General features: G+C 44.3%; 20 protein-coding genes. 14 read left to right on the forward strand and 6 right to left on the reverse strand.

Annotated elements, in window-relative coordinates:
- Window positions 1-2: 2 nt before the first annotated feature.
- The 3 genes from C1E58_RS05120 to C1E58_RS05130 form a co-directional block, all read right to left on the reverse strand.
- Window positions 3-1,274: a hydroxymethylglutaryl-CoA reductase, degradative gene (locus C1E58_RS05120; protein ID WP_105209603.1), complete on the reverse strand. Its 1,272-nt coding sequence runs from the start codon at window positions 1,272-1,274 to the stop codon at window positions 3-5.
- Window positions 1,275-1,341: 67 nt separating this feature from the next.
- Window positions 1,342-2,496: a hydroxymethylglutaryl-CoA synthase gene (locus C1E58_RS05125; protein WP_105209604.1), complete on the reverse strand. Its 1,155-nt coding sequence runs from the start codon at window positions 2,494-2,496 to the stop codon at window positions 1,342-1,344.
- Between the two features lie 24 nt (window positions 2,497-2,520).
- Window positions 2,521-3,711: an acetyl-CoA C-acetyltransferase gene (locus C1E58_RS05130; RefSeq protein WP_105209605.1), complete on the reverse strand. Its 1,191-nt coding sequence runs from the start codon at window positions 3,709-3,711 to the stop codon at window positions 2,521-2,523.
- A 226-nt stretch (window positions 3,712-3,937) separates the two neighbouring features.
- Between C1E58_RS05130 and C1E58_RS05135 the strand changes: the two genes are divergently transcribed.
- The 3 genes from C1E58_RS05135 to C1E58_RS05145 all read left to right on the forward strand — a co-directional run bounded on the left by C1E58_RS05135 (window position 3,938) and on the right by C1E58_RS05145 (window position 6,657).
- Entirely contained in the window at window positions 3,938-4,630 is a 693-nt protein-coding gene (locus C1E58_RS05135) for a phosphoglycerate mutase (RefSeq protein WP_105209606.1), read from the forward strand.
- Between the two features lie 105 nt (window positions 4,631-4,735).
- On the forward strand, window positions 4,736-5,119 hold the full coding sequence (locus C1E58_RS05140; protein WP_105209607.1) for a VOC family protein: 384 nt from the start codon (window positions 4,736-4,738) through the stop codon (window positions 5,117-5,119).
- Between the two features lie 137 nt (window positions 5,120-5,256).
- The gene (locus C1E58_RS05145) at window positions 5,257-6,657 is read left to right on the forward strand and encodes a polysaccharide deacetylase family protein (RefSeq protein WP_105209608.1); all 1,401 of its coding nucleotides are present in this window, start codon (window positions 5,257-5,259) and stop codon (window positions 6,655-6,657) included.
- A gap of 25 nt (window positions 6,658-6,682) precedes the next feature.
- On the opposite strand, the gene C1E58_RS05150 is transcribed toward C1E58_RS05145, so the two are convergent.
- Together C1E58_RS05150 and C1E58_RS05155 are read right to left on the reverse strand one after the other, a co-directional pair.
- A complete protein-coding gene (locus C1E58_RS05150; RefSeq protein WP_105209609.1) occupies window positions 6,683-7,765 on the reverse strand; it encodes a DEAD/DEAH box helicase in 1,083 nt (360 codons plus the stop codon).
- Entirely contained in the window at window positions 7,755-8,741 is a 987-nt protein-coding gene (locus tag C1E58_RS05155) for a Gfo/Idh/MocA family protein (protein WP_105209610.1), read from the reverse strand. Before C1E58_RS05155 ends, C1E58_RS05150 begins: the two co-directional genes overlap by 11 nt.
- A gap of 83 nt (window positions 8,742-8,824) precedes the next feature.
- On the opposite strand from C1E58_RS05155, the gene udk reads away from it, so the two are divergent.
- From udk to C1E58_RS05185, 6 genes are all read left to right on the forward strand, one after another.
- Window positions 8,825-9,454 carry a uridine kinase gene (gene udk, locus C1E58_RS05160; protein WP_105113743.1) on the forward strand — a complete coding sequence of 210 codons (630 nt, stop codon included), beginning with the start codon at window positions 8,825-8,827 and terminating at the stop codon, window positions 9,452-9,454.
- 1 nt (window position 9,455) lies between these two features.
- Window positions 9,456-9,995, forward strand: a complete 540-nt coding sequence (locus C1E58_RS05165; protein ID WP_044691056.1) for a PadR family transcriptional regulator — start codon at window positions 9,456-9,458, stop codon at window positions 9,993-9,995.
- 87 nt (window positions 9,996-10,082) lie between these two features.
- Window positions 10,083-10,352: a DUF1294 domain-containing protein gene (locus tag C1E58_RS05170; protein ID WP_105209611.1), complete on the forward strand. Its 270-nt coding sequence runs from the start codon at window positions 10,083-10,085 to the stop codon at window positions 10,350-10,352.
- 63 nt (window positions 10,353-10,415) lie between these two features.
- Complete coding sequence (locus C1E58_RS05175; protein ID WP_105209612.1) at window positions 10,416-10,913, forward strand: GAF domain-containing protein; 498 nt, start codon at window positions 10,416-10,418, stop codon at window positions 10,911-10,913.
- Complete coding sequence (dnaX, locus tag C1E58_RS05180; protein ID WP_105209613.1) at window positions 10,913-12,580, forward strand: DNA polymerase III subunit gamma/tau; 1,668 nt, start codon at window positions 10,913-10,915, stop codon at window positions 12,578-12,580. The genes C1E58_RS05175 and dnaX overlap by 1 nt, the downstream gene beginning before the upstream one ends.
- Before the next feature lie 619 nt (window positions 12,581-13,199).
- Entirely contained in the window at window positions 13,200-13,388 is a 189-nt protein-coding gene (locus tag C1E58_RS05185) for a DUF3272 family protein (RefSeq protein WP_105209614.1), read from the forward strand.
- Here the strand turns inward: C1E58_RS05185 and birA are convergent.
- Entirely contained in the window at window positions 13,354-14,310 is a 957-nt protein-coding gene (birA, locus tag C1E58_RS05190) for a bifunctional biotin--[acetyl-CoA-carboxylase] ligase/biotin operon repressor BirA (protein WP_105209615.1), read from the reverse strand. The two genes, C1E58_RS05185 and birA, sit on opposite strands and share 35 nt — an antisense overlap.
- A 64-nt stretch (window positions 14,311-14,374) precedes the next feature.
- On the opposite strand from birA, the gene C1E58_RS05195 reads away from it, so the two are divergent.
- From C1E58_RS05195 to C1E58_RS05215, 5 genes are all read left to right on the forward strand, one after another.
- Window positions 14,375-15,409 (forward strand): M42 family metallopeptidase, encoded by a 1,035-nt coding sequence (locus C1E58_RS05195; RefSeq protein ID WP_105209616.1) that lies wholly within the window; start codon window positions 14,375-14,377, stop codon window positions 15,407-15,409.
- Between the two features lies 1 nt (window position 15,410).
- Window positions 15,411-16,148: a CBS domain-containing protein gene (locus C1E58_RS05200; protein WP_105209617.1), complete on the forward strand. Its 738-nt coding sequence runs from the start codon at window positions 15,411-15,413 to the stop codon at window positions 16,146-16,148.
- A 16-nt stretch (window positions 16,149-16,164) separates the two neighbouring features.
- Window positions 16,165-16,632, forward strand: a complete 468-nt coding sequence (locus tag C1E58_RS05205) for a deoxycytidylate deaminase (RefSeq protein WP_105209642.1) — start codon at window positions 16,165-16,167, stop codon at window positions 16,630-16,632.
- A gap of 347 nt (window positions 16,633-16,979) precedes the next feature.
- Entirely contained in the window at window positions 16,980-18,170 is a 1,191-nt protein-coding gene (gene metK, locus C1E58_RS05210) for a methionine adenosyltransferase (protein ID WP_105209618.1), read from the forward strand.
- Between the two features lie 310 nt (window positions 18,171-18,480).
- Entirely contained in the window at window positions 18,481-19,740 is a 1,260-nt protein-coding gene (locus C1E58_RS05215; RefSeq protein ID WP_105209619.1) for a UDP-N-acetylglucosamine 1-carboxyvinyltransferase, read from the forward strand.
- The last annotated feature ends 70 nt before the right edge of the window (window positions 19,741-19,810 follow it).

Raw genomic sequence — 19,810 nt, forward strand, 5'->3', positions numbered from 1 at the left:
GGTTATCCCTCTTTTTTATATTGTCTCAAAGTTGCCAATAGTTTTTGTGCAGTTTCTAAGTTGCTGTGTTTTTCTTTACGTAGGAGTTGTACTAATTGGTCCACTTCTTGTTCCTCAGCACCAGCAAGAAGGGCTAGGGATTTGGCATGGAGTTTCATGTGTCCTGCCTGAATACCAGAAGTGACCAAGGCTCGCAGGGCTGCAAAGTTTTGACAAAGCCCTACTGAAGCGATGATGGAGGCCAGTTGGCGGGCCTTTGGCTGGTTGAGCAGGTCAAAAGCAACTGCCACCTTGGGATTAAGGCCAATGGAACCACCGACCGAAGCAATCGGAAGAGGTAAGGTAATAGAGCCGACCAAGTGATCGCCATCAATGGACCAAGTAGAGAGTCCCTTGTACTGTCCATCACGGCTGGCATAAGCATGAGCACCGGCCTCCACCGCCCGCCAGTCATTTCCAGTCGCAATCACCACGGCATCGATACCGTTAAAAATTCCCTTGTTATGAGTGGCAGCCCGATAAGAATCTACCTGGGCCAGCTTGCTAGCTAGGGCAATTTTTTGAGCCGTTTCTTGGGCAATAGAGAAGCTAGTAGCCAGACTGGAGATGGCAAGACGGCATTGGGCAGTGACCAGAGATTCGGTTGCATAGTTGGATAGGATTCCCATCAAGGCCTGTCCCTGACTGAGCTCTTCTAAATCGTCCTTGATGGCTTCAAGCATGTTATTGAGAATATTGGCGCCCATGGCTTCTTGGACATCCACTTGAAGATAGACAATCAAAAACTCATCCTTACTTTCCACAGTCAGGTCACGAGCGCCCCCTCCACGTTTCACAATAGATGGATGGGCTTGATTGGCAGCTTCTAAAATAGTAGCTTTCTGGTCGAGAATAGCCTGACTTGCTCGGCTATGGTCAGGAACATCAAAGAGTGCCACCTGTCCAATCATGATACGGTTGTGGATGTTGGTGGTAAAACCGCCAGAACGAGCGATGATTTTGGCGCCGAAAGAAGCAGCAGCAACCACAGAAGGCTCTTCTGTCACCATAGGAACAGAGTAAATCTGTCCATCCACAAGTAGTTCAGGCAGAACCGAGAAGGGCAAGGCAAAGGTTCCCAGATGGTTCTCTGCCATCTTGCCTGCAATGGCTTCAGGAAGATTGGTGTCTTGATGAAGAATGTCCAAGCTCGTTTCTGACAGAGGTTTGTTTTGGTGAAGAAGCTCAATGCGCTCCTGACGTGACTTTTTGTAAAATCCTGAAAAAGTTGACATGCTTTCCTCTTTCTAATTTCTAACGAAAAGCGCCCTTGGTGAGAGCCAAAGGGCGCCGTTTTGGCTTTTATTTCCGATAAATCCGCTTGTGTTGGTCTACTTGAATGAGAGCGAAAGGTGCTGGATCTGCTGGGAGCTCAACTGAAGTGCCTGTTTCATCAAGAGAAACTTCTTCAAAGAAGATGCGTTCGTATTCCTCGACACTGAGTTTAGTGCGTTGGTTGAGGCTTTCTAAGCGATTTTGGTCTAATTGTTTCTGGTATCCTTCAACAAGGGAACCGCTGAAGATTTCACAGACAGCACCGCTACCATAGCTATAAAAGAGGATTTGATCCCCTGCCTCGAGCGCTCTGCTATTTTCCAAAAGGGAAAGGAGAGAGAGGAAGATGGATCCAGTGTAGATGTTACCGACAACCTTGTTATAGACGATGGCTTCTTGGAAGCGCTCTGTCAAGCGGTTGAGGGTTTCTTCATTTTTAGCGATGGCCTGCAAACCTTTAAGACCTTGCTTGGAGAAGGGGATGTGCAAGCACATGGCTGCAAAATCTTCCAGTGACTTGCCAGTTTTCTTCTGGTAGTAATCAAAGGTTGTCGTTAGGCAGTCAGTATACTGTTCTGTTGAGAAACGACCGTCAACACGAGGGAACTTGTCGTAGTTTGGTCGCCAGAAGTCATAGATGTCGCGGGTCTGGCAGACATTGTCATTATTGAGGACCAGGATACGAGGGTTGGCTGTGACCAACATGGCAACGGCGCCAGCCCCTTGAGTTGGCTCGCCTCCTGAAGCTACTCCATACTTGGCAATGTCACTAGCAATCACCAATACTTTTGAGTCTGGAAATTGAGCGATATGGCTCTTGGCTAAGCTTAGTCCAGCAGTAGCCCCATAGCAGGCTTCCTTCATCTCGATAGAACGAGCAAATGGCTGGATGCCTAACAAACCGTGAATAGATACAGCCGCAGCCTTGCTCTGATCTACGCTTGATTCTGTACCGACGATGACCATATCGATAGTCTGTTTATCTTCTTCGGTCAAAATAGCTGATGCAGCTTGAGCACCAAGGGTAACAATATCTTGTGTAACAGGTGCGACAGCCATTTCTGACTGGAGAAGACCAACCTTATATTTGTTAGGGTCAATGTTGCGGGCGAGGGCCAAATCAGCCAAATCTAAAACATAATCGGGTGCCGCAAAACCGATTTTATCAATACCGATGTTCATACTTTATCCTTTGTTTACAAATGATTAGTTGCTATTTTTTTGTGCATTGGAAACGATAAGGGAAATACCCTGACCGCCTCCGATACAGAGGGCACAGAGACCCAGCTCTTTATCTTGCTTGATGAGTTCGTGGACGAGACTGACCAAGATTCGACTGCCACTAGCTCCAATTGGGTGACCGAGAGCGATGGCACCGCCGTTGACATTGACTTTGGCAGGGTCAGCTCCTAATTGGTCAACAACAGGAATGGATTGGGCTGCGAAGGCTTCGTTCAGCTCGAACAAGTCAATATCTTCAACAGTTTTACCAATCTTTTGAAGCGCCTTTTGGCTTGCAGTAACTGGTCCCATTCCCATAAGAGCAGGATCTAGACCGCTTGTAGCATAGCTTTCTATATAGGCCAGTGGTGTGAGGTTCAGCTCGTTAGCTTTTTCCTCAGACATGAGAAGGAGGACTGCACAGCCATCATTGATACCAGAAGCATTGGCAGCAGTAACCGTTCCGTCTTTTTTGAAGGCAGGTCGTAAGGTCGCCAGTTTTTCAAGTGGTGTTAGTCGAGGATACTCATCCTTGTCAAAAATGCTTTCTCCCTTGCGACTATTGAGACTAATCGGAACAATCTCATCTACAAAACGACCTTCAGTAATAGCTTTGGCAGCTTTTTCTTGACTAGCGTATGCAAAGGCGTCTTGGGCTTCACGGCTGATGTGATAGCGTTCAGCCACATTTTCAGCTGTAATGCCCATGTGATAGTCGTTGAAAGCATCTGTCAAACCATCTGTCAACATGGAATCTTCTAAAGTAATATGGCCTAACTTACTTCCAAATCGGCTGGATTTGGAGAGGTAGGCAGCTTGGCTCATGATTTCAATACCCCCAGCAACAACCACATCATTGTCACCAAGCATGATGGATTGGGCAGCTAGGAGGACTGACTTGAGACCTGATCCGCAAACCTTATTGACACAGTAGGCAGAAGTGGTTTCTGGCAGTCCAGCTTTAATAGCAATTTGTCGGGCAATATTTTGTCCATGCCCAGCAGAAAGAACATTGCCGAAAATCACTTCGTCAACAAGATTGGCTGGTATTTGTTTGTTTTCTAAAGCTGCTTGGAGAACCTGCGCCCCTAAATCAGCGATTTCAATATCTTTTAGACTACCTCCGAAACTGCCGATGGCAGAACGATAGGCAGACACGATAGCTACTTTTTGCATGATAACTCCTGTAATGGTATCGTTTTGAACTGTCGTGTTCAGCCCAACTATTATACCATGATTTTATTTTTTTTCATAAGAAGAAAGATAGGTCTCCAGACTGAATTTACATGAAAGTGAATGAAAGCGTAAACAGATTGTGGAAAAGCTAGCATTTTTTTACATTTTCGTGTAAAATAGAGGAGTATAAGAGGGGAAACCTCAAAATATAAAGGAGAATCCATAAATGGTAAAATTGGTTTTTGCTCGCCATGGTGAGTCTGAATGGAACAAAGCTAACCTTTTCACTGGTTGGGCTGATGTTGATTTGTCTGAAAAAGGTACTCAACAAGCAATCGATGCTGGTAAGTTGATCAAAGAAGCTGGTATTGATTTTGACCTTGCTTTCACATCAGTATTGAAACGTGCTATCAAGACTACAAACTTGGCTCTTGAAGCTGCGGATCAATTGTGGGTACCAGTTGAAAAATCATGGCGTTTGAACGAGCGTCACTACGGTGGTTTGACTGGCTTGAACAAGGCTGAAGCAGCAGCTGAATACGGTGATGAGCAAGTACACATCTGGCGTCGTTCATACGATGTATTGCCTCCAGAAATGGCAAAAGACGATGAGCATTCAGCACATACTGACCGTCGTTACGCACACCTTGACTCAGCAGTCATTCCAGATGCTGAAAACTTGAAAGTTACGCTTGAGCGTGCCCTTCCATTCTGGGAAGATAAGATTGCTCCAGCTTTGAAAGACGGTAAAAACGTATTCGTAGGTGCACACGGTAACTCAATTCGTGCCCTTGTAAAACACATCAAAGGCTTGTCTGATGACGAAATCATGGACGTGGAAATTCCAAACTTCCCACCACTTGTTTTCGAATTGGATGAAAACTTGAACATTGTGAAAGAGTACTACTTGGAAGCATAATTTAGTAACACCTGAGCTAGCCTCAGGTGTTTTGCATACTGAATAGGAGTTTTTTTACGGCGTTTATGCTATAATCAAAACATAAACAGTCAAAAGGAGTTTGTTATGGCTAGTAAAAAAATGTTGCACGCCTGCTTACGTGTTGAAAACTTAGAAGCTTCACAAAAATTTTATGAGGAAGCTTTCGGATTTAAAGAAACTCGTCGCAAAGACTATCCAGAGCACAAGTTTACCTTGGTTTACTTGGCGCTTGAAGGGGATGATTTTGAGATTGAATTGACCTATAACTATGACCATGGTCCTTATATCGTAGGCGATGGCTTCTCGCATTTGGCCCTTTCTTCCGATGATTTGGAAGGTGATAATGCTAAGCATAAGGAGTTAGGCTACCCAACGACAGACATCAAGGGCTTGCCAGGTAGTCCAGGTCGTTATTATTTCGTGACCGATCCAGATGGTTACCGTGTAGAAGTCATTCGTGCAAATTAAGTCTAAAAGATTGCTTAGGCAGTCTTTTTTTTGAAACAAAAGTTCGGATTTCCATTAGAAAATCTCTAGGTGTACTTGACAGAAAAGGATTGAAATTATAGTATAGTAATAGAGAAAATGAAAAAGGAATAATTAGTATGAAAAGGCTATTTTGGATTCTTTTGAATGCCTTTCTAGTAGCTATGATGGTGATTGCGAGTATCTATTTGTATCGCAATTTCCAGGATTGGCAATTAAGGCATTTTATTAAAGAAAAGGAAGAGTTGGTGCTGAAAGGACAATCATCTGATTTAGAGGAGGGGAATATCGGTTCTACCCATGTTCTTGCTACCATACCAAAAGACCCTTCGGGGCATAGAATTGCACAACTAGAACAAAAAATAGTGGGCCATGTCCGCCATAAGTTAGGCTATAAGAAGCCGTCAGGAAAAATAAAGAATGTCCTTGTTGTTCATACCAAGGAGGGACAGACTAATTTTAAGAAGGTCCGAGCCCATGAAATCCACAGTGAGCAGTATGCTGTCCAACCCTTGCAAGTGAAAAAAGAGGAAGAAGCTAGACCTGAACGTGTTTTGTTGACGGAAGACCAGCAACTCTTTACTTTGGGAGATATGTTCTTGGACTTGAATGCAGCCAAGACCATTATGGTCAATAAGTTGCAGGAAAAGTTGACCAATCAAGGAGTGGATGAGGCAGAAAAAGCAAGGATTTTAGCAGAGTTTCAAAATCTGGACTTGGAAACGGTCGTCTTTAGCTATGCCAATAGTCAATTGATCCTAGCATTATCTGAGGAAGTGTTTCAGGTAAGTAGTTTAGAACTAGCTATTTCGGACTTCTTCGCGATTATGAAGGGAGATTATCTGGCAGATGTTGATAAGGCCAATTATGATCAGTTTCTTGCTCAGAATCAAGTGGATAAAAAAGCTCTTCGTCAGATTGCCTTGACCTTTGATGATGGGCCAAACCCTGCAACGACACCACTTATTTTGGACCTCTTGAAGAAATACAATGTCAAAGCAACCTTCTTTGTACTGGGAAGTGTAGTAGAAGGGAACGAAGCTATCTTACAACGGATGGTAGCGGAAGGGCATGAAGTTGCTAACCATACTTGGAGCCATCCAAATTTGACACGTCTTTCAACCGAGCAAATTAAAGAAGAAATTGAGTTGACACAGGCTATCGTTGAAAAAGCTATTGGGAAGCGTCCTACTATGATGCGACCGCCCTATGGGGCCATCAACCAGGCTGTGGTAGATGCCATGGGACTTCCTTCGATCTACTGGAATGTGGATACAGAGGATTGGTCAAATCGAGATAGTCATGCTATTCTTGGCAGAGTGAAAGAACTGGCTTGCCCAGGCTGTATTATTCTTATGCATGACATCCATCAGCCGACAGTGAATAGTTTGGAACCTGTCTTACAGTTCCTCACATCTGAGGGCTACAATCTAGTGACGATAACAGAATTATTGGGACCAAATCTCAATCCCCAACATATTTATTATGATCAGGAAGCCAATGGTCCAGCACAACATTAAAAAGGAGGTTTCGACCTCCTTTTTCTTATACTTTATATAGTTCTTGGTTCTTCAAGATAACTTCTTGGACTTGAGCATATTTTTTCAACTGCTTGACTTCACTTGGACTGGATACTAGGGTAATGACTAGTCCCTCCTTGCCCATGCGACCAGTCCGTCCAGCTCGGTGGGTATAGGCTTCTTGGTCAAATGGAACGTCAAAGTTGAGAACACATTCTAAGTTATCAATATCAATCCCACGCGCAACCATATCTGTAGCCAATAAAAGATTGAGCTCGTGGTTCTTAAATCGTTCAATGATGACCTTGCGGAATTTGACATTGACATCTGAAGCCAGAGAAACAGCATTCACTCCATTATATAGAAGCTTGTCTTCGCTGGCCCCCAGGTCTGATAGGCTGTTGAAGAATGCCAGAGCACGAAAGTCTGGAATATTGGCAAACTTGCGAAGGGTTTCTAAGCGGTCACGCTTGTCCACCATCATGTAGCAATGTTGAATGTTATCCAATTTCTGTTCAGACAAGTCAATGGTATCAATGTCTTGAGCAATCTTTTGACGGTCAAACTTAGCCGTTGCACTCATGTAAATCAACTGATGGTCCCTAGGTACGTAGGAAATGATTTTTTCAACAAACTGGTACTGGGAATCAGAGAAGAGTTGGTCAAATTCATCTAAGACAATGGTATTGACATTCATCATCTTGATTTTTTTCAATTTTATCAACTCAAAAATGCGACCAGGAGTTCCAATCAAGATCTCCGGTCCTTTTTTTAGTCGCTCAATCTGGCGTTTCTGGCTGGAGCCAGAAAGGAAGAGTTGGACGTTAAGACCAATAGCCTCTGACCAGGTTTTGCAGACGTCAAAGATTTGACCAGCCAACTCGGTATTGGGAGCCAGGATGAGTAATTGTTGGGCCTTTTTAGGTGTCAAAGCCAGCAAGCTAGGCCAGAGGTAGGCAAGGGTCTTGCCCGTACCTGTTGGACTGATGGCAAGGAGAGATCTGCCGGTTCTGATTGGCTGGAAGGCTTGGACTTGGATGGGCGTAAAGTCCTCAAAGCCAAGTTGAGTCAGCTGGTCAGTCCAGCTGGTTGGGAAATTAGTTTTCATGGGTATCCGCCTTAAAGGTTATTCCTGCGTCTTGGCGCATGGTGTAGAGAGTATGATGGACCGCCTCAGCCACATCCAGCCATTTTTCCGCCAGCTCATGATTGTTTTGCAGAATGACCTGTGCAATAGCTTGTACCTCCTCCAGCATAGGCTCTTCCTGCGCTTGGATAGGGAGGACAATTTGGCCACCGTCATGTTTGGTAAAAATAGCAGAGCTGATATGCTGGCAGGCGTTGAGGGTGAGGGTACCCTCACAAGTATAGATTTCACTTGGCAGGTTGCTGGTGATATTTTTCCCAACCTGGATAGTCACTAGAAAATCATCGTAGATTAGTTGCCCAGTCCCATTCAAATCAATGGATGAAGGGAGCTGGTGGGCAGCGTATCGGGCTGCATTTGGTCTACCAAAGAGCCCAATGGCAGTATAGAGCGTATAAACGCCCAAATCCATCAAGGCTCCGCCTGAAAAATCAGCTGAAAAGATATTGGGAGTTTGTCCTGCAAGTAACTCAGGCATCTTGGAAGAGTATTTGGCATAGGAAAAGTTGGCACCCCAAACCGTCTTATCTTTCAAGAAGTCCTTAATGATAGTGATGGCTGCTTCATGGTAGTTACGGGCTGCTTCAAACAGATAGACTCCATTTTCCTTGGCAATCTGACGAAGTTGGGTCAGTTCCTGCGGTGTTGAGACCATTGGCTTTTCAATAATCACATGTTTACCAGCAGAAAGGACTGCCTTGGCTTGCTCAAAATGCAAGGCATTTGGACTGGCAATATAGACCAAATCGATCGGTGCAGAAAGAAATTTTATCCATTCTGTGTATAAAATTACATTTTCGTAATTTGTTGAAAATGACATAGCGGTTTCCAATTTTCTTGAAAATATCGCTGATAATTGGAAATATTTACTCAAATGAGCAGAGGAAATAAACTTGTGGCTGATGTCTGAAGTGCCAATAATACCAAAATTTAGCATAAATTCTCATTTCTTTATGTGTTATCCTTTCCATTATACCATGTTTCATGGTAAAATAGTATTGAAAATAGAAGGAGATGATGATGACTCAGAAACCCATTATTATTGGCGTAACCGGCGGATCTGGGGGTGGCAAGACAAGTGTGTCGCGTGCCATTCTGGATAATTTCCCAAATGCTCGCATATCAATGATTGAACACGATTCCTACTATAAGAATCAGTCACACCTAACCTTTGAAGAACGGATACTAACCAATTATGACCATCCACTAGCCTTTGATACGGATTTGATGATTTACCACATTGGTGAATTGTTAGCAGGGCGTTCAGTGGATATTCCGATTTATGATTACACTCAGCACACCCGTTCAGATAAAACCTATCGTCAGGAGCCACAAGATGTATTTATTGTGGAAGGTATTTTGGTATTGGAAGACAAACGGTTGCGGGATTTGATGGATATTAAAATCTTTGTCGATACAGACGATGACATTCGCATCATTCGCCGCATTAAGAGAGACATGGAAGAACGTGGGCGTAGCTTAGATAGTATCATTGAACAGTACACCTCGGTGGTGAAACCTATGTATCACCAGTTTATCGAGCCAACTAAGCGCTATGCAGATATCGTCATTCCTGAAGGCGTCAGCAATCTTGTAGCCATCGACTTGATCAACACCAAGGTGGAGAGTATTTTAAGAGAGCGTGGTTAAGATGCCCAAGCAGAGAATATTACCCCATATTATACTAGGGATAATGGGTGCTAGCGGTCAGATGGTAACTGGTAAGCAGATTACCGACTATGTTCAACGCGATTTAGGAGAATTTTGGCAGGTAGCTCATAGTCAAGTCTATCCAGAGCTAAAACGCATGACCAAGGAAGAATTGATTACCTGTCATGCGGTCCCTGGCAATGAAAAAGAGAAGCAGTATGCTATGACTGCGACAGGTCGTCAGATTTTGGAAGATTGGCTATCCATTCCAAATGATGAAACTCCTCAACAAAAGGATCTGTTTTCTATTAAGATGTTCTTTATCCGTGATAAGAAAGATCCACGGATACCAGGTTTGTTGGAGAATCAAATTGAATTAGTCACCAAGCACTTGAAACACCTAGACAGTCGCAAGGTTGAGCTTTTCTCAACCAAGGAGAGTATTCAAGACAACTATGGTCACTACTTGATTTTGACCCGAGCTATCGAGCGCAATCGTGCCCAGCTCAAGTGGTTGGAAGATACCCTAGCAAGTTTGTAACGGTTCGGCTTTCCGAGCCGTTTTTTCTTGTGCTGTCAGATAGTTTGTGATAGAGTTATAAAAGAAATGTGAGAGAAGGAGAAGACAATGTCCATTCAACAAATGGTGAGTATGGTCTTGATGGTCTGGAATATAGTCGTGTTTCTGACCTATGGTCTGGATAAGGGCAAGGCTAGAAAGGATGCTTATCGGATTTCAGAAAAAACTTTATTACTCATGGCCTACTTGGGTGGAGGTCTAGGTGCCTGGGCGGGTGGTACTCATTTCCGCCATAAAACCCAGAAGAAGTATTTTCAACTGGCTTGGGCTGTGGGTGTCTTGATTGATGTCCTGATTATCTTATGGATATGGAAATAGGCGCAAGCCTTTTCTTTTTCCCTCAGGCTATAAAAGTTGGACTATCTATGCTATAATGTTCCTATGATGAAACAAGAAAAAATCTCAACGTATCAATTATTATTGGCTCAGTTGGAGGCCCTATTAGACGGCGAAACCAATGCACTTGCCAATTTGTCTAATGCCTCAGCTTTGCTCAATCAGGCTCTACCAAATTCTGTCTTTACAGGTTTTTACTTATATGATGGCCAAGAATTGATTTTAGGGCCTTTTCAAGGTGGCGTTTCCTGTGTCCACATCGCACTTGGTAAAGGTGTCTGCGGTGAATCTGCTTCTAAACGCCAGACCATTCTCGTAGACGATGTCCGTCTGCATGATAACTATATTTCTTGCGATGCGGCAGCCCTTTCGGAAATCGTAGTACCCATGCTGAAAAACGACCAGCTTTTGGGCGTTTTGGACTTGGATTCGAGATTGGTAGCGGATTATGATGCCATTGACCAAGAGTACTTAGAGCAGTTTGTTGCGCTCCTGGTGGAGAAAACAGACTGGAATTTTGCTATGTTTGGAGAAAAAGGGTAATGTACCAAGCTTTATATCGGAAATACCGCAGCCAGACCTTTGGGGAGATGGTGGGGCAGGAGGTGGTGGCGACCACGCTCAAGCAGGCCATTGAGCAGGGGAAAATTAGCCATGCCTATCTTTTTTCTGGGCCTCGTGGTACGGGTAAGACTTCGACAGCCAAGATTTTTGCCAAGGCCATGAACTGTCCCAATCAGGTGGGTGGCGAGCCTTGTAATGACTGCTACATCTGTCAGGCCATTACCGAGGGCAGTCTGGAAGATGTGATTGAGATTGACGCGGCATCCAATAATGGTGTCGATGAAATCCGTGATATTCGGGACAAATCGACCTATGCGCCTAGCCTTGCGACCTACAAGGTTTATATCATTGACGAGGTTCACATGCTATCGACAGGGGCTTTTAATGCCCTCTTGAAAACCTTGGAAGAGCCGACGGAGAATGTGGTCTTTATTCTTGCGACTACAGAGTTGCATAAGATTCCTGCTACTATCTTATCCAGGGTGCAACGTTTTGAATTCAAGTCCATCAAGGTCACGGATATTCAGGCCCATTTGGCTCAAATCTTGACCAAGGAAGGTCTTGGATTTGACGACCAAGCTTTGACCATTATTGCCCGTCGGGCAGAAGGGGGAATGCGGGATGCTCTGTCTATTCTCGACCAGGCCCTCAGTCTCAGCCATGACCAGACAGTTACCTTGGAAATCGCAGAGGAAATCACGGGTTCCATCAGTCTGCGTGCTCTGGATGACTATATAGCTAGTCTGCGTCAGGCGGATAGTGTGTCGGCACTGGGTCATCTGCAGACCTTGTTTGACCAAGGCAAGAGCATGAGCCGTTTTGCGACGGACCTCTTGCATTACCTGCGTGACCTCCTTATCGTGCAGACGGGCGGTGAGAATACCCATCTGACTGCTGGTTTTACGGACAATCTAGCACTGGCTCAGGAGCGGATCTTCACCATGATTGAGTTGGTGACCAAGAGCCTGGCGGATATCAAGTCTAGCCCTCAACCTAAGATTTACGCTGAAATGATGACCATTCGGTTGGCTGAAAGTGGTTCTGCTTCGGGGGCAATGGCAGAGCTACCAGCAGATGTGGTCAGCCAAATAAGCAGTTTGCAACAACAAGTAGCAGACCTACAGAAACAATTAAGCCAACTCTCAAATCAACAGAGTGCTGTTAAGCCAGTTTCACGCAAGCCACAGGCGCCGAAGAAGTACCGATTGGATACCAGCAAGGTTCATGCTATTTTGCAAGAAGCCATGGAAAATCCAGCATTGGCGCGTGAAAATTTGACTCGCTTGCAAAATGCCTGGGGAGAAATTATCGAGAGTTTATCAGGAGCAGATCGTGCCTTACTTGTTGGCTCCCAGCCAGTCGCTGCGAATGAAAATCATGCGATTTTGGCCTTTGAATCCCCACTCAATGCTGAACAGACTATGAAACGAGACAATCTCAATACCATGTTTGGTAATATACTCAGCAAGGCAGCAGGCTTTTCGCCACAGATTTTGGCTATTGCTCAAGAAGATTGGGTCAGCATTCGGGCTGAATTTTCAGCCAAGGCCAAGGGGCAAAAAACACAAGAAAGAGAAAAAGAAGAAAGCCCTGTTCCAGAAGAATTTGGCTTTCTAGCAGACACCGTTGAGATAGTAAATGATTGATAGCAATATCGGTCTTAGGACTGATGTGGAATGTGGTTGACTAAGGTATACTATAATCAATCCTAAATATTTTTCATAATCTCCTTAAGAAAGCACCGACTGAGTTGGTGTTTTTCTTGTTTAGCTAGTATACATAGAAAGAAGGGATATAAAAAATCAGCCAGTCGACTGATTTAAGACAAGTATTTTCCATAGATTGACAAGCTCACTCACTCTCTGTTATGATAGTATCGCCCCCCGAAATGTATGAAGGGAGGTGATTTACTTGGCAATGGAACTTTTTCTCGCATTGTTTCTTGCACCATTGTTGGTTAGTATCCTAACAATCCTGTTTGAGTACTGGCTAAACAATCGTAACAAGTAGGCCCTGTGGGGCAAAATAAAACCCCTCAACGTTCGCACCGTTGGGGGTCTTTTTGATTCACTTGACAAAGCGAACCATTCTCGCAGTACCTAAAGTATAGCATAGCGACGGTTAGCTGTCAATGTATTTATTTGTTCTGATTTCCTTGTCTAAACCAGGCATGGTAGGATGGAAAAATTCGTTATAATTTTATGAATACATCTGAAAAGATAGTTTTTTAAGTGAAGATGTTAGATTTTTTGGTATAATTTATCTATGAAACTGTCACAATTTCTTCTTTTGTCTCTTTCGACAATTATCTCTATTTATTTTATGAATACTTCCATTCTTTCTAAGGATTTTTTGCTTGCAGGTATTTTTGCCTTTATCGCCTTTCGCAATCTTCACTTTGCCTACAAGGTGACACGCTTTATTCGTTTGATGGAGAAGCAGACCAAGAAGTAAGGCTGATTTCTCCACTGGAGATGATTTTTGCCTTGCTGTTATCCAGTTGGATGACTAGATTGCCTGTGTCGGTGACTGCGATGGCAGTTCCCTTAAATTCAACCTGATTTTCTACAAAGCTCACTTGTTGGCCAACAACAAGTGATTTTTCTTTATAAAGGGCAATGAGTTCCTTGTCATCGGTTTCTAAAAATGCTTTCCAAATGGCTATAATCAACTGGTTGCGGGTAAAGGGAGGCTGGTCGTCGAAGAGATTACCGGCTGATTGCCGGAGTTCTTTTGGAAAATCATCTATATGGACATTGATACCCACTCCAATAATGACATCGGTCACCCGTTGGTTTTCCATGGAAGAAATGGCTTCGGTCAGGATGCCAGCAACTTTCTTCTGCCCCAGGTAAATATCATTGACCCACTTGATTTGGATATCTAGGTCAGAGAGGGACTGAATGGCCTTGACCACAGCGGCTGCGGCTAGAATGGTATAGGGCTTAAATTCAAGGAAGGGGACATTGGGTGAAAGGCGGAGAGACATATAGATACCGCCTGATTTGGAGGCATAAAATGGCCGCCCAAATCGTCCCTTGGCTTTATTCTGATAGGGAGCTAGATAGAGGGCAGGGCTCGCATGACCTGCTTCAATACCTTGTTTGGCATCTAGCTGGGTCGAATCACTATCGGCATTGAGGTGGACAGGGAGTTGGAGCTCCTGTGAAATCAAATCTGGCAGCAACAAATCACCCTCGGCCAATTTGTAGCCACGATTGCGGGCTGCTTCAATGGTCAGACCATGTGCTTCTAACTGGCGTATGGCTTTCCAAATGGAAGTCCGAGAAATCCCCAATTCCTGCGCCAAGTCTTCTCCGCTGACATAGTCGTCTTTTTCTTTTAATAGTAAATAAATCTTCTGGTAGGTTTTCATGTCTTCATTATAGCAAAAAAATGTCCTAAAACATGATATAATAGTTTAAAATAAGGAGGTTTTCATGAAGACACTTGATTACATCGTTAAACTGACCAACACTCCGTCGCCAACAGGCTTTACGACGGATATGATGAACTACATCAAGACAGAAGTAGAAGGTTTCGGCTATGAGGCTGTCAAAACTGCCAAGGGAGGCGTTTTGGTGACAGTTCCTGGGGAAAATGACCAGAAACACCGAATGTTGACTGCTCATCTGGACACCTTGGGTGCCATGGTCCGTGCAGTCAAGCCAGACGGCCGACTCAAAATGGATTTGGTGGGAGGATTTGGCTACCCTTCAATTGAGGGAGAAAATTGCCTTATCCATTGTGCAAAAAATGGCAAGACCTTTACAGGTACGATTTTGATGCACCAGACCTCTGTCCATGTCTATCGAGATGCCAGCACAGCCGAGCGGAACCAGACCAACATGGAAATTCGTTTGGATGAAAAAGTGACCAGTGCCGATCAGACGCGGGCCTTAGGCATTGAAGTCGGTGATTTTATCTCCTTTGATCCAAGGACTATTGTGACAGAAACAGGCTTTATCAAGAGCCGCCACCTTGATGACAAGGTTTCAGCTGCTATCTTGCTCCATCTTTTGAAGGTTTATAAGGAAGAGGGAGTGACCCTGCCTTACACGACCCATTTCTATTTTTCCAATAATGAAGAAATTGGCTACGGTGCCAACTCCAGCATTCCTGCTCTGGTGGTTGAGTATCTGGCGGTGGATATGGGGGCAATGGGAGATGACCAGCAGACAGATGAGTACACGGTTTCTATCTGTGTCAAAGATGGTTCAGGCCCATATCATTACGAACTCCGTCAGCACTTGGTAGCCTTGGCGGAGAGGGATGGTATTCCATATAAATTAGACATTTATCCATATTATGGTTCGGATGCTTCAGCAGCCATGCGAGCAGGTGCAGATGTCAAGCACGCTCTACTTGGTGCGGGTATTGAGTCTAGCCATTCTTATGAACGCACCCATATGGATTCCGTTCAGGCGACTGAGCGAATGGTGGATGCTTATTTGAAATCAACTATGGTAGACTAAGATGAATGAAAACCGTTTTTTAGAGCTCTTTAATGACCTGGACAAGGTCTTGCGCAAGGTCTGTCAAGTTGAGGATGGGGAACATGCGGACGTTGGTTCTATGTTGGCCAAGGCCAAGGACTTAAGCCCAGTCAATCCTGTCCAAGCCAACTGGGACAATCTCTATGTAGCTCGGCAGTTACGTAATCTTATGGTCCATGAAAGACGAACAGGCTTGAAAGAAGTGGCTCAGCCTTCGCAGGAGTTGATTTCAGTTTTGGAAAAGGTTATTGCCCAGTACCAAGCACCTAAGACCATTGAAACCTATTTGCAAAAGACCCAGAAACTCAAGCCTATTCTGTTTGATAGTCGGGATAAGTTGACCCAGGCCTTGGAAATTGTGGAACGTGAGCATGTTTCCAAATTTCCTATCTTTTCCGGCACATCCTACCAGGGTTTGGTGTCAGATAAGGGATTGGCAAATTGGTTGGCCAAGGCTAGTAAGGAAACGGGCTCTATCCGTGAAAAATTAGAAAAAGCCAGTCTGGCTGATGTCTTGGCTTGCGAGGAGGATAGTATTCAAGTGCTTATTTTACCAACAGATACAAGCCTTTATCAGCTTATCAATCATTTTGAAGGAAGAAAACGGACAACTGTTTTGGTCACTCGTCAAAATAATAAGAAGCTTCATTCTCCTGAAGATATTGTTGGTATCATTACGGCACAAGATATAGCAGAGATCTATGGAATGGTGGATTGAGTGGAAGGGAGAAATCATGTCAACAAATCGTTTAGCCTGGGATGAATATTTTGCGGCTCAGGCGCTCTTGATTGCCAATCGGGCAACTTGTAAGCGGGCCAAGGTCGGTGCGGTTTTGGTTAAGGATAATAAGGTTATTGCGACGGGCTATAATGGTTCTGTTTCAGGAACCGAGCATTGTTTGGATCAGGAATGCCTCATGATTGATGGTCATTGTGCTAGGACCCTGCATGCGGAAGTCAATGCCATTTTACAAGGAGCGGAAAGGGGAATTCCAAAAGGGTTTACTGCCTATGTGACCCATTTCCCCTGCCTCAATTGTTCCAAGCAATTGCTACAGGTTGGTTGCCAACGTGTCGTCTATATCAACGAATACCGAATGGATGACTATGCCCAGTATCTTTACAAGGAAAAGGGCTGTGAGCTGGTTCATTTACAACTGGAAACTGTTAAAAAGGCGATTGCAGAAGCAGAATTTATTTAGTAAGGGAGGTTGTCTTGCATACCTCTCTTTATTTTTTAGAAAAATACTAGGATAGTCACCTAATATATGCTATACTAGAAGCGTTATTAAGTCCCGAAAAGGTAGTTATCAGACTAGTTAATTTTCGTACATATGCTTGGAAGTTATTGCTTTCTCGTTATGTATCTGGAAATTTTCCTTTGCTCAAGACAGGTGTCTTTCGCAAATAGAGCTTTCCTTTGCTCAAGACAGGTGTCTTTCGCAAATAGAGCTTTCCTTTGCTCAAGACAGGTGTCTTTCGCAAATCACTAGTCTTCGACTAGTTCTTTGTAACCTTGATAACAATTTATTTTAAGGGGGACATGTTTATGTCAGAACGTAAGTTGTTTACGTCTGAATCTGTTTCGGAGGGTCATCCGGACAAGATTGCAGACCAGATTTCAGATGCCATTTTGGATGCTATTTTAGCAGAGGATCCAGATGCGCACGTAGCGGCGGAAACGGCTGTTTATACAGGCAGTGTTCATGTGTTTGGAGAGATTTCAACCACTGCCTATGTGGATATTAACCGTGTGGTACGTGATACGATTGCGGAGATTGGCTATACAAAAGGTGAGTATGGTTTTTCAGCTGAGTCGGTTGGGGTTCATCCGTCACTTGTAGAGCAATCGCCAGATATTGCCCAAGGCGTCAATGAAGCTTTGGAAACGCGTCAAGATGCTAGTCAAGATCCATTAGATTTGATTGGTGCAGGTGACCAGGGGCTCATGTTTGGTTTTGCAGTAGATGAAACGCCAGAGCTTATGCCATTGCCAATTTCACTTAGTCATAAATTGGTGCGTCGTTTGGCCGAGTTGAGAAAATCTGGTGAAATTGCTTATCTCCGTCCAGATGCGAAGTCACAGGTAACAGTTGAGTACGATGAAGACAACCAACCTGTTCGTGTGGATACTGTCGTTATTTCGACCCAGCATGATCCAGAAGTTAGCCAGGAGCAAATTCGTCAGGATGTGATTGAGCGTGTCGTTAAGGAAATCATTCCAGCTCAATACTTGGATGACCAAACCAACTACTTTATCAATCCAACAGGTCGCTTTGTCATTGGCGGACCACAAGGGGATTCTGGTTTGACAGGTCGTAAGATTATCGTTGATACCTATGGTGGTTATTCTCGTCATGGCGGCGGTGCCTTCTCTGGTAAGGATGCGACCAAGGTGGACCGTTCTGCATCTTATGCGGCACGTTATATCGCAAAAAATATCGTAGCTGCTGGCTTGGCTAAAAAAGCTGAAGTTCAATTAGCTTATGCCATCGGGGTTGCCCATCCAGTTTCTGTTCGCATTGATACCTTTGGTACAAGTACAGTAGCAGAAAGCGAACTAGAAGCAGCTGTTCGTCAGATTTTCGACTTGCGTCCAGCGGGCATAATCCAGATGTTGGATCTCAAGCGTCCGATTTACAAGCAAACGGCAGCCTATGGTCATATGGGTCGCACAGATATTGACTTGCCATGGGAACGCTTGGATAAGGTAGAGGCGTTGAAGGCTATCCTTGCCTAGTGCCAATAAGAACCAATCAGAAACCAATGAAAATCGTTAGAAATGACCTTCTAGCGATTTTTTTATACGGTTTTGACTAGAATTGGTAGCTGGTTTAGGCTTTCTGATAGGAAACTTGCCTGTTTTAGGACGGCTATTCAGCCCTAGTGCCAGTGAATGGAGCTGTAGCAGGAGCATGGATTGGAACGACCGCTATGGTCATCTGACTAGCTAGTTATTTGATGTGCTAAATTACTAGCTTTTTACCCTGCATTGTGATAGAATGAAACGTATGCCTTTTTTGGGCAATAAGAGAAAGAGATTAGTTAGTATGAGAAAAATCGTTATCAATGGTAGAAAAACACTGAAAGGGTCTGTAACAGTCAGTGGGGCTAAGAATTCAGTCGTTGCTTTAATTCCTGCCATTATTCTTGCGGATGGAATTGTCACACTGGATGGTGTGCCAGCTATTTCAGACGTTGATAGTTTGATTGATATTATGGAAACCATGGGGGCAACCGTTAAGCGTGATGGTGAAACGCTTGAAATTGACCCTCGTGGTGTGCAAGATATGCCCATGCCTTTTGGTAAAATCAATAGCCTACGTGCTTCTTATTATTTCTACGGTTCACTTCTGGGTCGCTTCGGTCAAGCAGTGGTTGGTCTGCCAGGTGGCTGTGATTTAGGTCCACGTCCGATTGACTTGCACTTGAAGGCTTTTGCGGCCATGGGTGCTGAAACGACCTATGAGGGTGACTATATGCGTTTAGCAACCAATGGTCAACGCATTCAGGGAGCACATATCTTCATGGATGTGGTCAGTGTCGGTGCAACTATCAATACCATTTTGGCTGCGGTTAAAGCTGAGGGTCGTACGGTTATTGAAAATGCGGCGCGTGAGCCAGAAATCATTGATGTAGCAACCTTGCTCAATAACATGGGTGCCCATATTCGTGGCGCAGGTACAGACATTATTACCATCGATGGTGTAGATAGTCTGCATGGAACCCGTCACCAAGTCATTCCAGACCGTATCGAAGCTGGAACCTATATCGCCCTTGCAGCCGCAGTGGGTGAAGGTATCCGTGTCGATAATGTCCTTTATGAACACTTGGAAAGCTTTATCGCTAAGTTGGAAGAAATGGGCGTTCGCATGACTGTTTCTGAAGACAGTATCTTTGTTGAAAAACAAGAAAAATTGAAGGCTGTAAGTATCAAAACTTCGCCATATCCAGGCTTTGCGACAGACTTGCAACAGCCAATCACTCCGCTCCTATTGACAGCAGAGGGCACTGGTAAAATTGTTGATACCATTTATGAAAAACGTGTCGGTCATGTGCAAGAATTGGCGAATATGGGTGCAAATATTTCAACTCGTAGCAATTACATTGCTTTCGAAGGTCCAAATCAGTTGACCGGTGCATCAGTCAAGGCGACGGATTTGCGGGCTGGAGCTGCCATGGTCATTGCGGGCTTGATGGCTCAAGGTCGAACAGAAATTACCAATATTGAGTTTATCTTGCGTGGCTATTCAAATATTATTGAGAAATTAACAGAACTGGGTGCAGATATTCAGTTGATTGAGAACTAGCAGCAAGTTCGGGCTAGCTTCTTACTTTTAACATCAAACAATTTGGGGCTGGGAGTTATTCTCAGCCCCT

Origin of the sequence: Streptococcus suis, from assembly GCF_002964575.1 — a bacterium.
GTDB classification, from domain to species: domain Bacteria; phylum Bacillota; class Bacilli; order Lactobacillales; family Streptococcaceae; genus Streptococcus; species Streptococcus suis_R.

Bases quoted from the DNA above. Each gene is read 5' to 3' on its own strand.
- C1E58_RS05120 (WP_105209603.1), bottom strand. From the start codon at position 1,274: ATGTCAACTTTTTCAGGATTTTACAAAAAGTCACGTCAGGAGCGCATT.
- C1E58_RS05125 (WP_105209604.1), bottom strand. From the start codon at position 2,496: ATGAACATCGGTATTGATAAAATCGGTTTTGCGGCACCCGATTATGTT.
- C1E58_RS05130 (WP_105209605.1), bottom strand. From the start codon at position 3,711: ATGCAAAAAGTAGCTATCGTGTCTGCCTATCGTTCTGCCATCGGCAGT.
- C1E58_RS05135 (WP_105209606.1), top strand. From the start codon at position 3,938: ATGGTAAAATTGGTTTTTGCTCGCCATGGTGAGTCTGAATGGAACAAA.
- C1E58_RS05140 (WP_105209607.1), top strand. From the start codon at position 4,736: ATGGCTAGTAAAAAAATGTTGCACGCCTGCTTACGTGTTGAAAACTTA.
- C1E58_RS05145 (WP_105209608.1), top strand. From the start codon at position 5,257: ATGAAAAGGCTATTTTGGATTCTTTTGAATGCCTTTCTAGTAGCTATG.
- C1E58_RS05150 (WP_105209609.1), bottom strand. From the start codon at position 7,765: ATGAAAACTAATTTCCCAACCAGCTGGACTGACCAGCTGACTCAACTT.
- C1E58_RS05155 (WP_105209610.1), bottom strand. From the start codon at position 8,741: ATGCTAAATTTTGGTATTATTGGCACTTCAGACATCAGCCACAAGTTT.
- udk (WP_105113743.1), top strand. From the start codon at position 8,825: ATGACTCAGAAACCCATTATTATTGGCGTAACCGGCGGATCTGGGGGT.
- C1E58_RS05165 (WP_044691056.1), top strand. From the start codon at position 9,456: ATGCCCAAGCAGAGAATATTACCCCATATTATACTAGGGATAATGGGT.
- C1E58_RS05170 (WP_105209611.1), top strand. From the start codon at position 10,083: ATGTCCATTCAACAAATGGTGAGTATGGTCTTGATGGTCTGGAATATA.
- C1E58_RS05175 (WP_105209612.1), top strand. From the start codon at position 10,416: ATGATGAAACAAGAAAAAATCTCAACGTATCAATTATTATTGGCTCAG.
- dnaX (WP_105209613.1), top strand. From the start codon at position 10,913: ATGTACCAAGCTTTATATCGGAAATACCGCAGCCAGACCTTTGGGGAG.
- C1E58_RS05185 (WP_105209614.1), top strand. From the start codon at position 13,200: ATGAAACTGTCACAATTTCTTCTTTTGTCTCTTTCGACAATTATCTCT.
- birA (WP_105209615.1), bottom strand. From the start codon at position 14,310: ATGAAAACCTACCAGAAGATTTATTTACTATTAAAAGAAAAAGACGAC.
- C1E58_RS05195 (WP_105209616.1), top strand. From the start codon at position 14,375: ATGAAGACACTTGATTACATCGTTAAACTGACCAACACTCCGTCGCCA.
- C1E58_RS05200 (WP_105209617.1), top strand. From the start codon at position 15,411: ATGAATGAAAACCGTTTTTTAGAGCTCTTTAATGACCTGGACAAGGTC.
- C1E58_RS05205 (WP_105209642.1), top strand. From the start codon at position 16,165: ATGTCAACAAATCGTTTAGCCTGGGATGAATATTTTGCGGCTCAGGCG.
- metK (WP_105209618.1), top strand. From the start codon at position 16,980: ATGTCAGAACGTAAGTTGTTTACGTCTGAATCTGTTTCGGAGGGTCAT.
- C1E58_RS05215 (WP_105209619.1), top strand. From the start codon at position 18,481: ATGAGAAAAATCGTTATCAATGGTAGAAAAACACTGAAAGGGTCTGTA.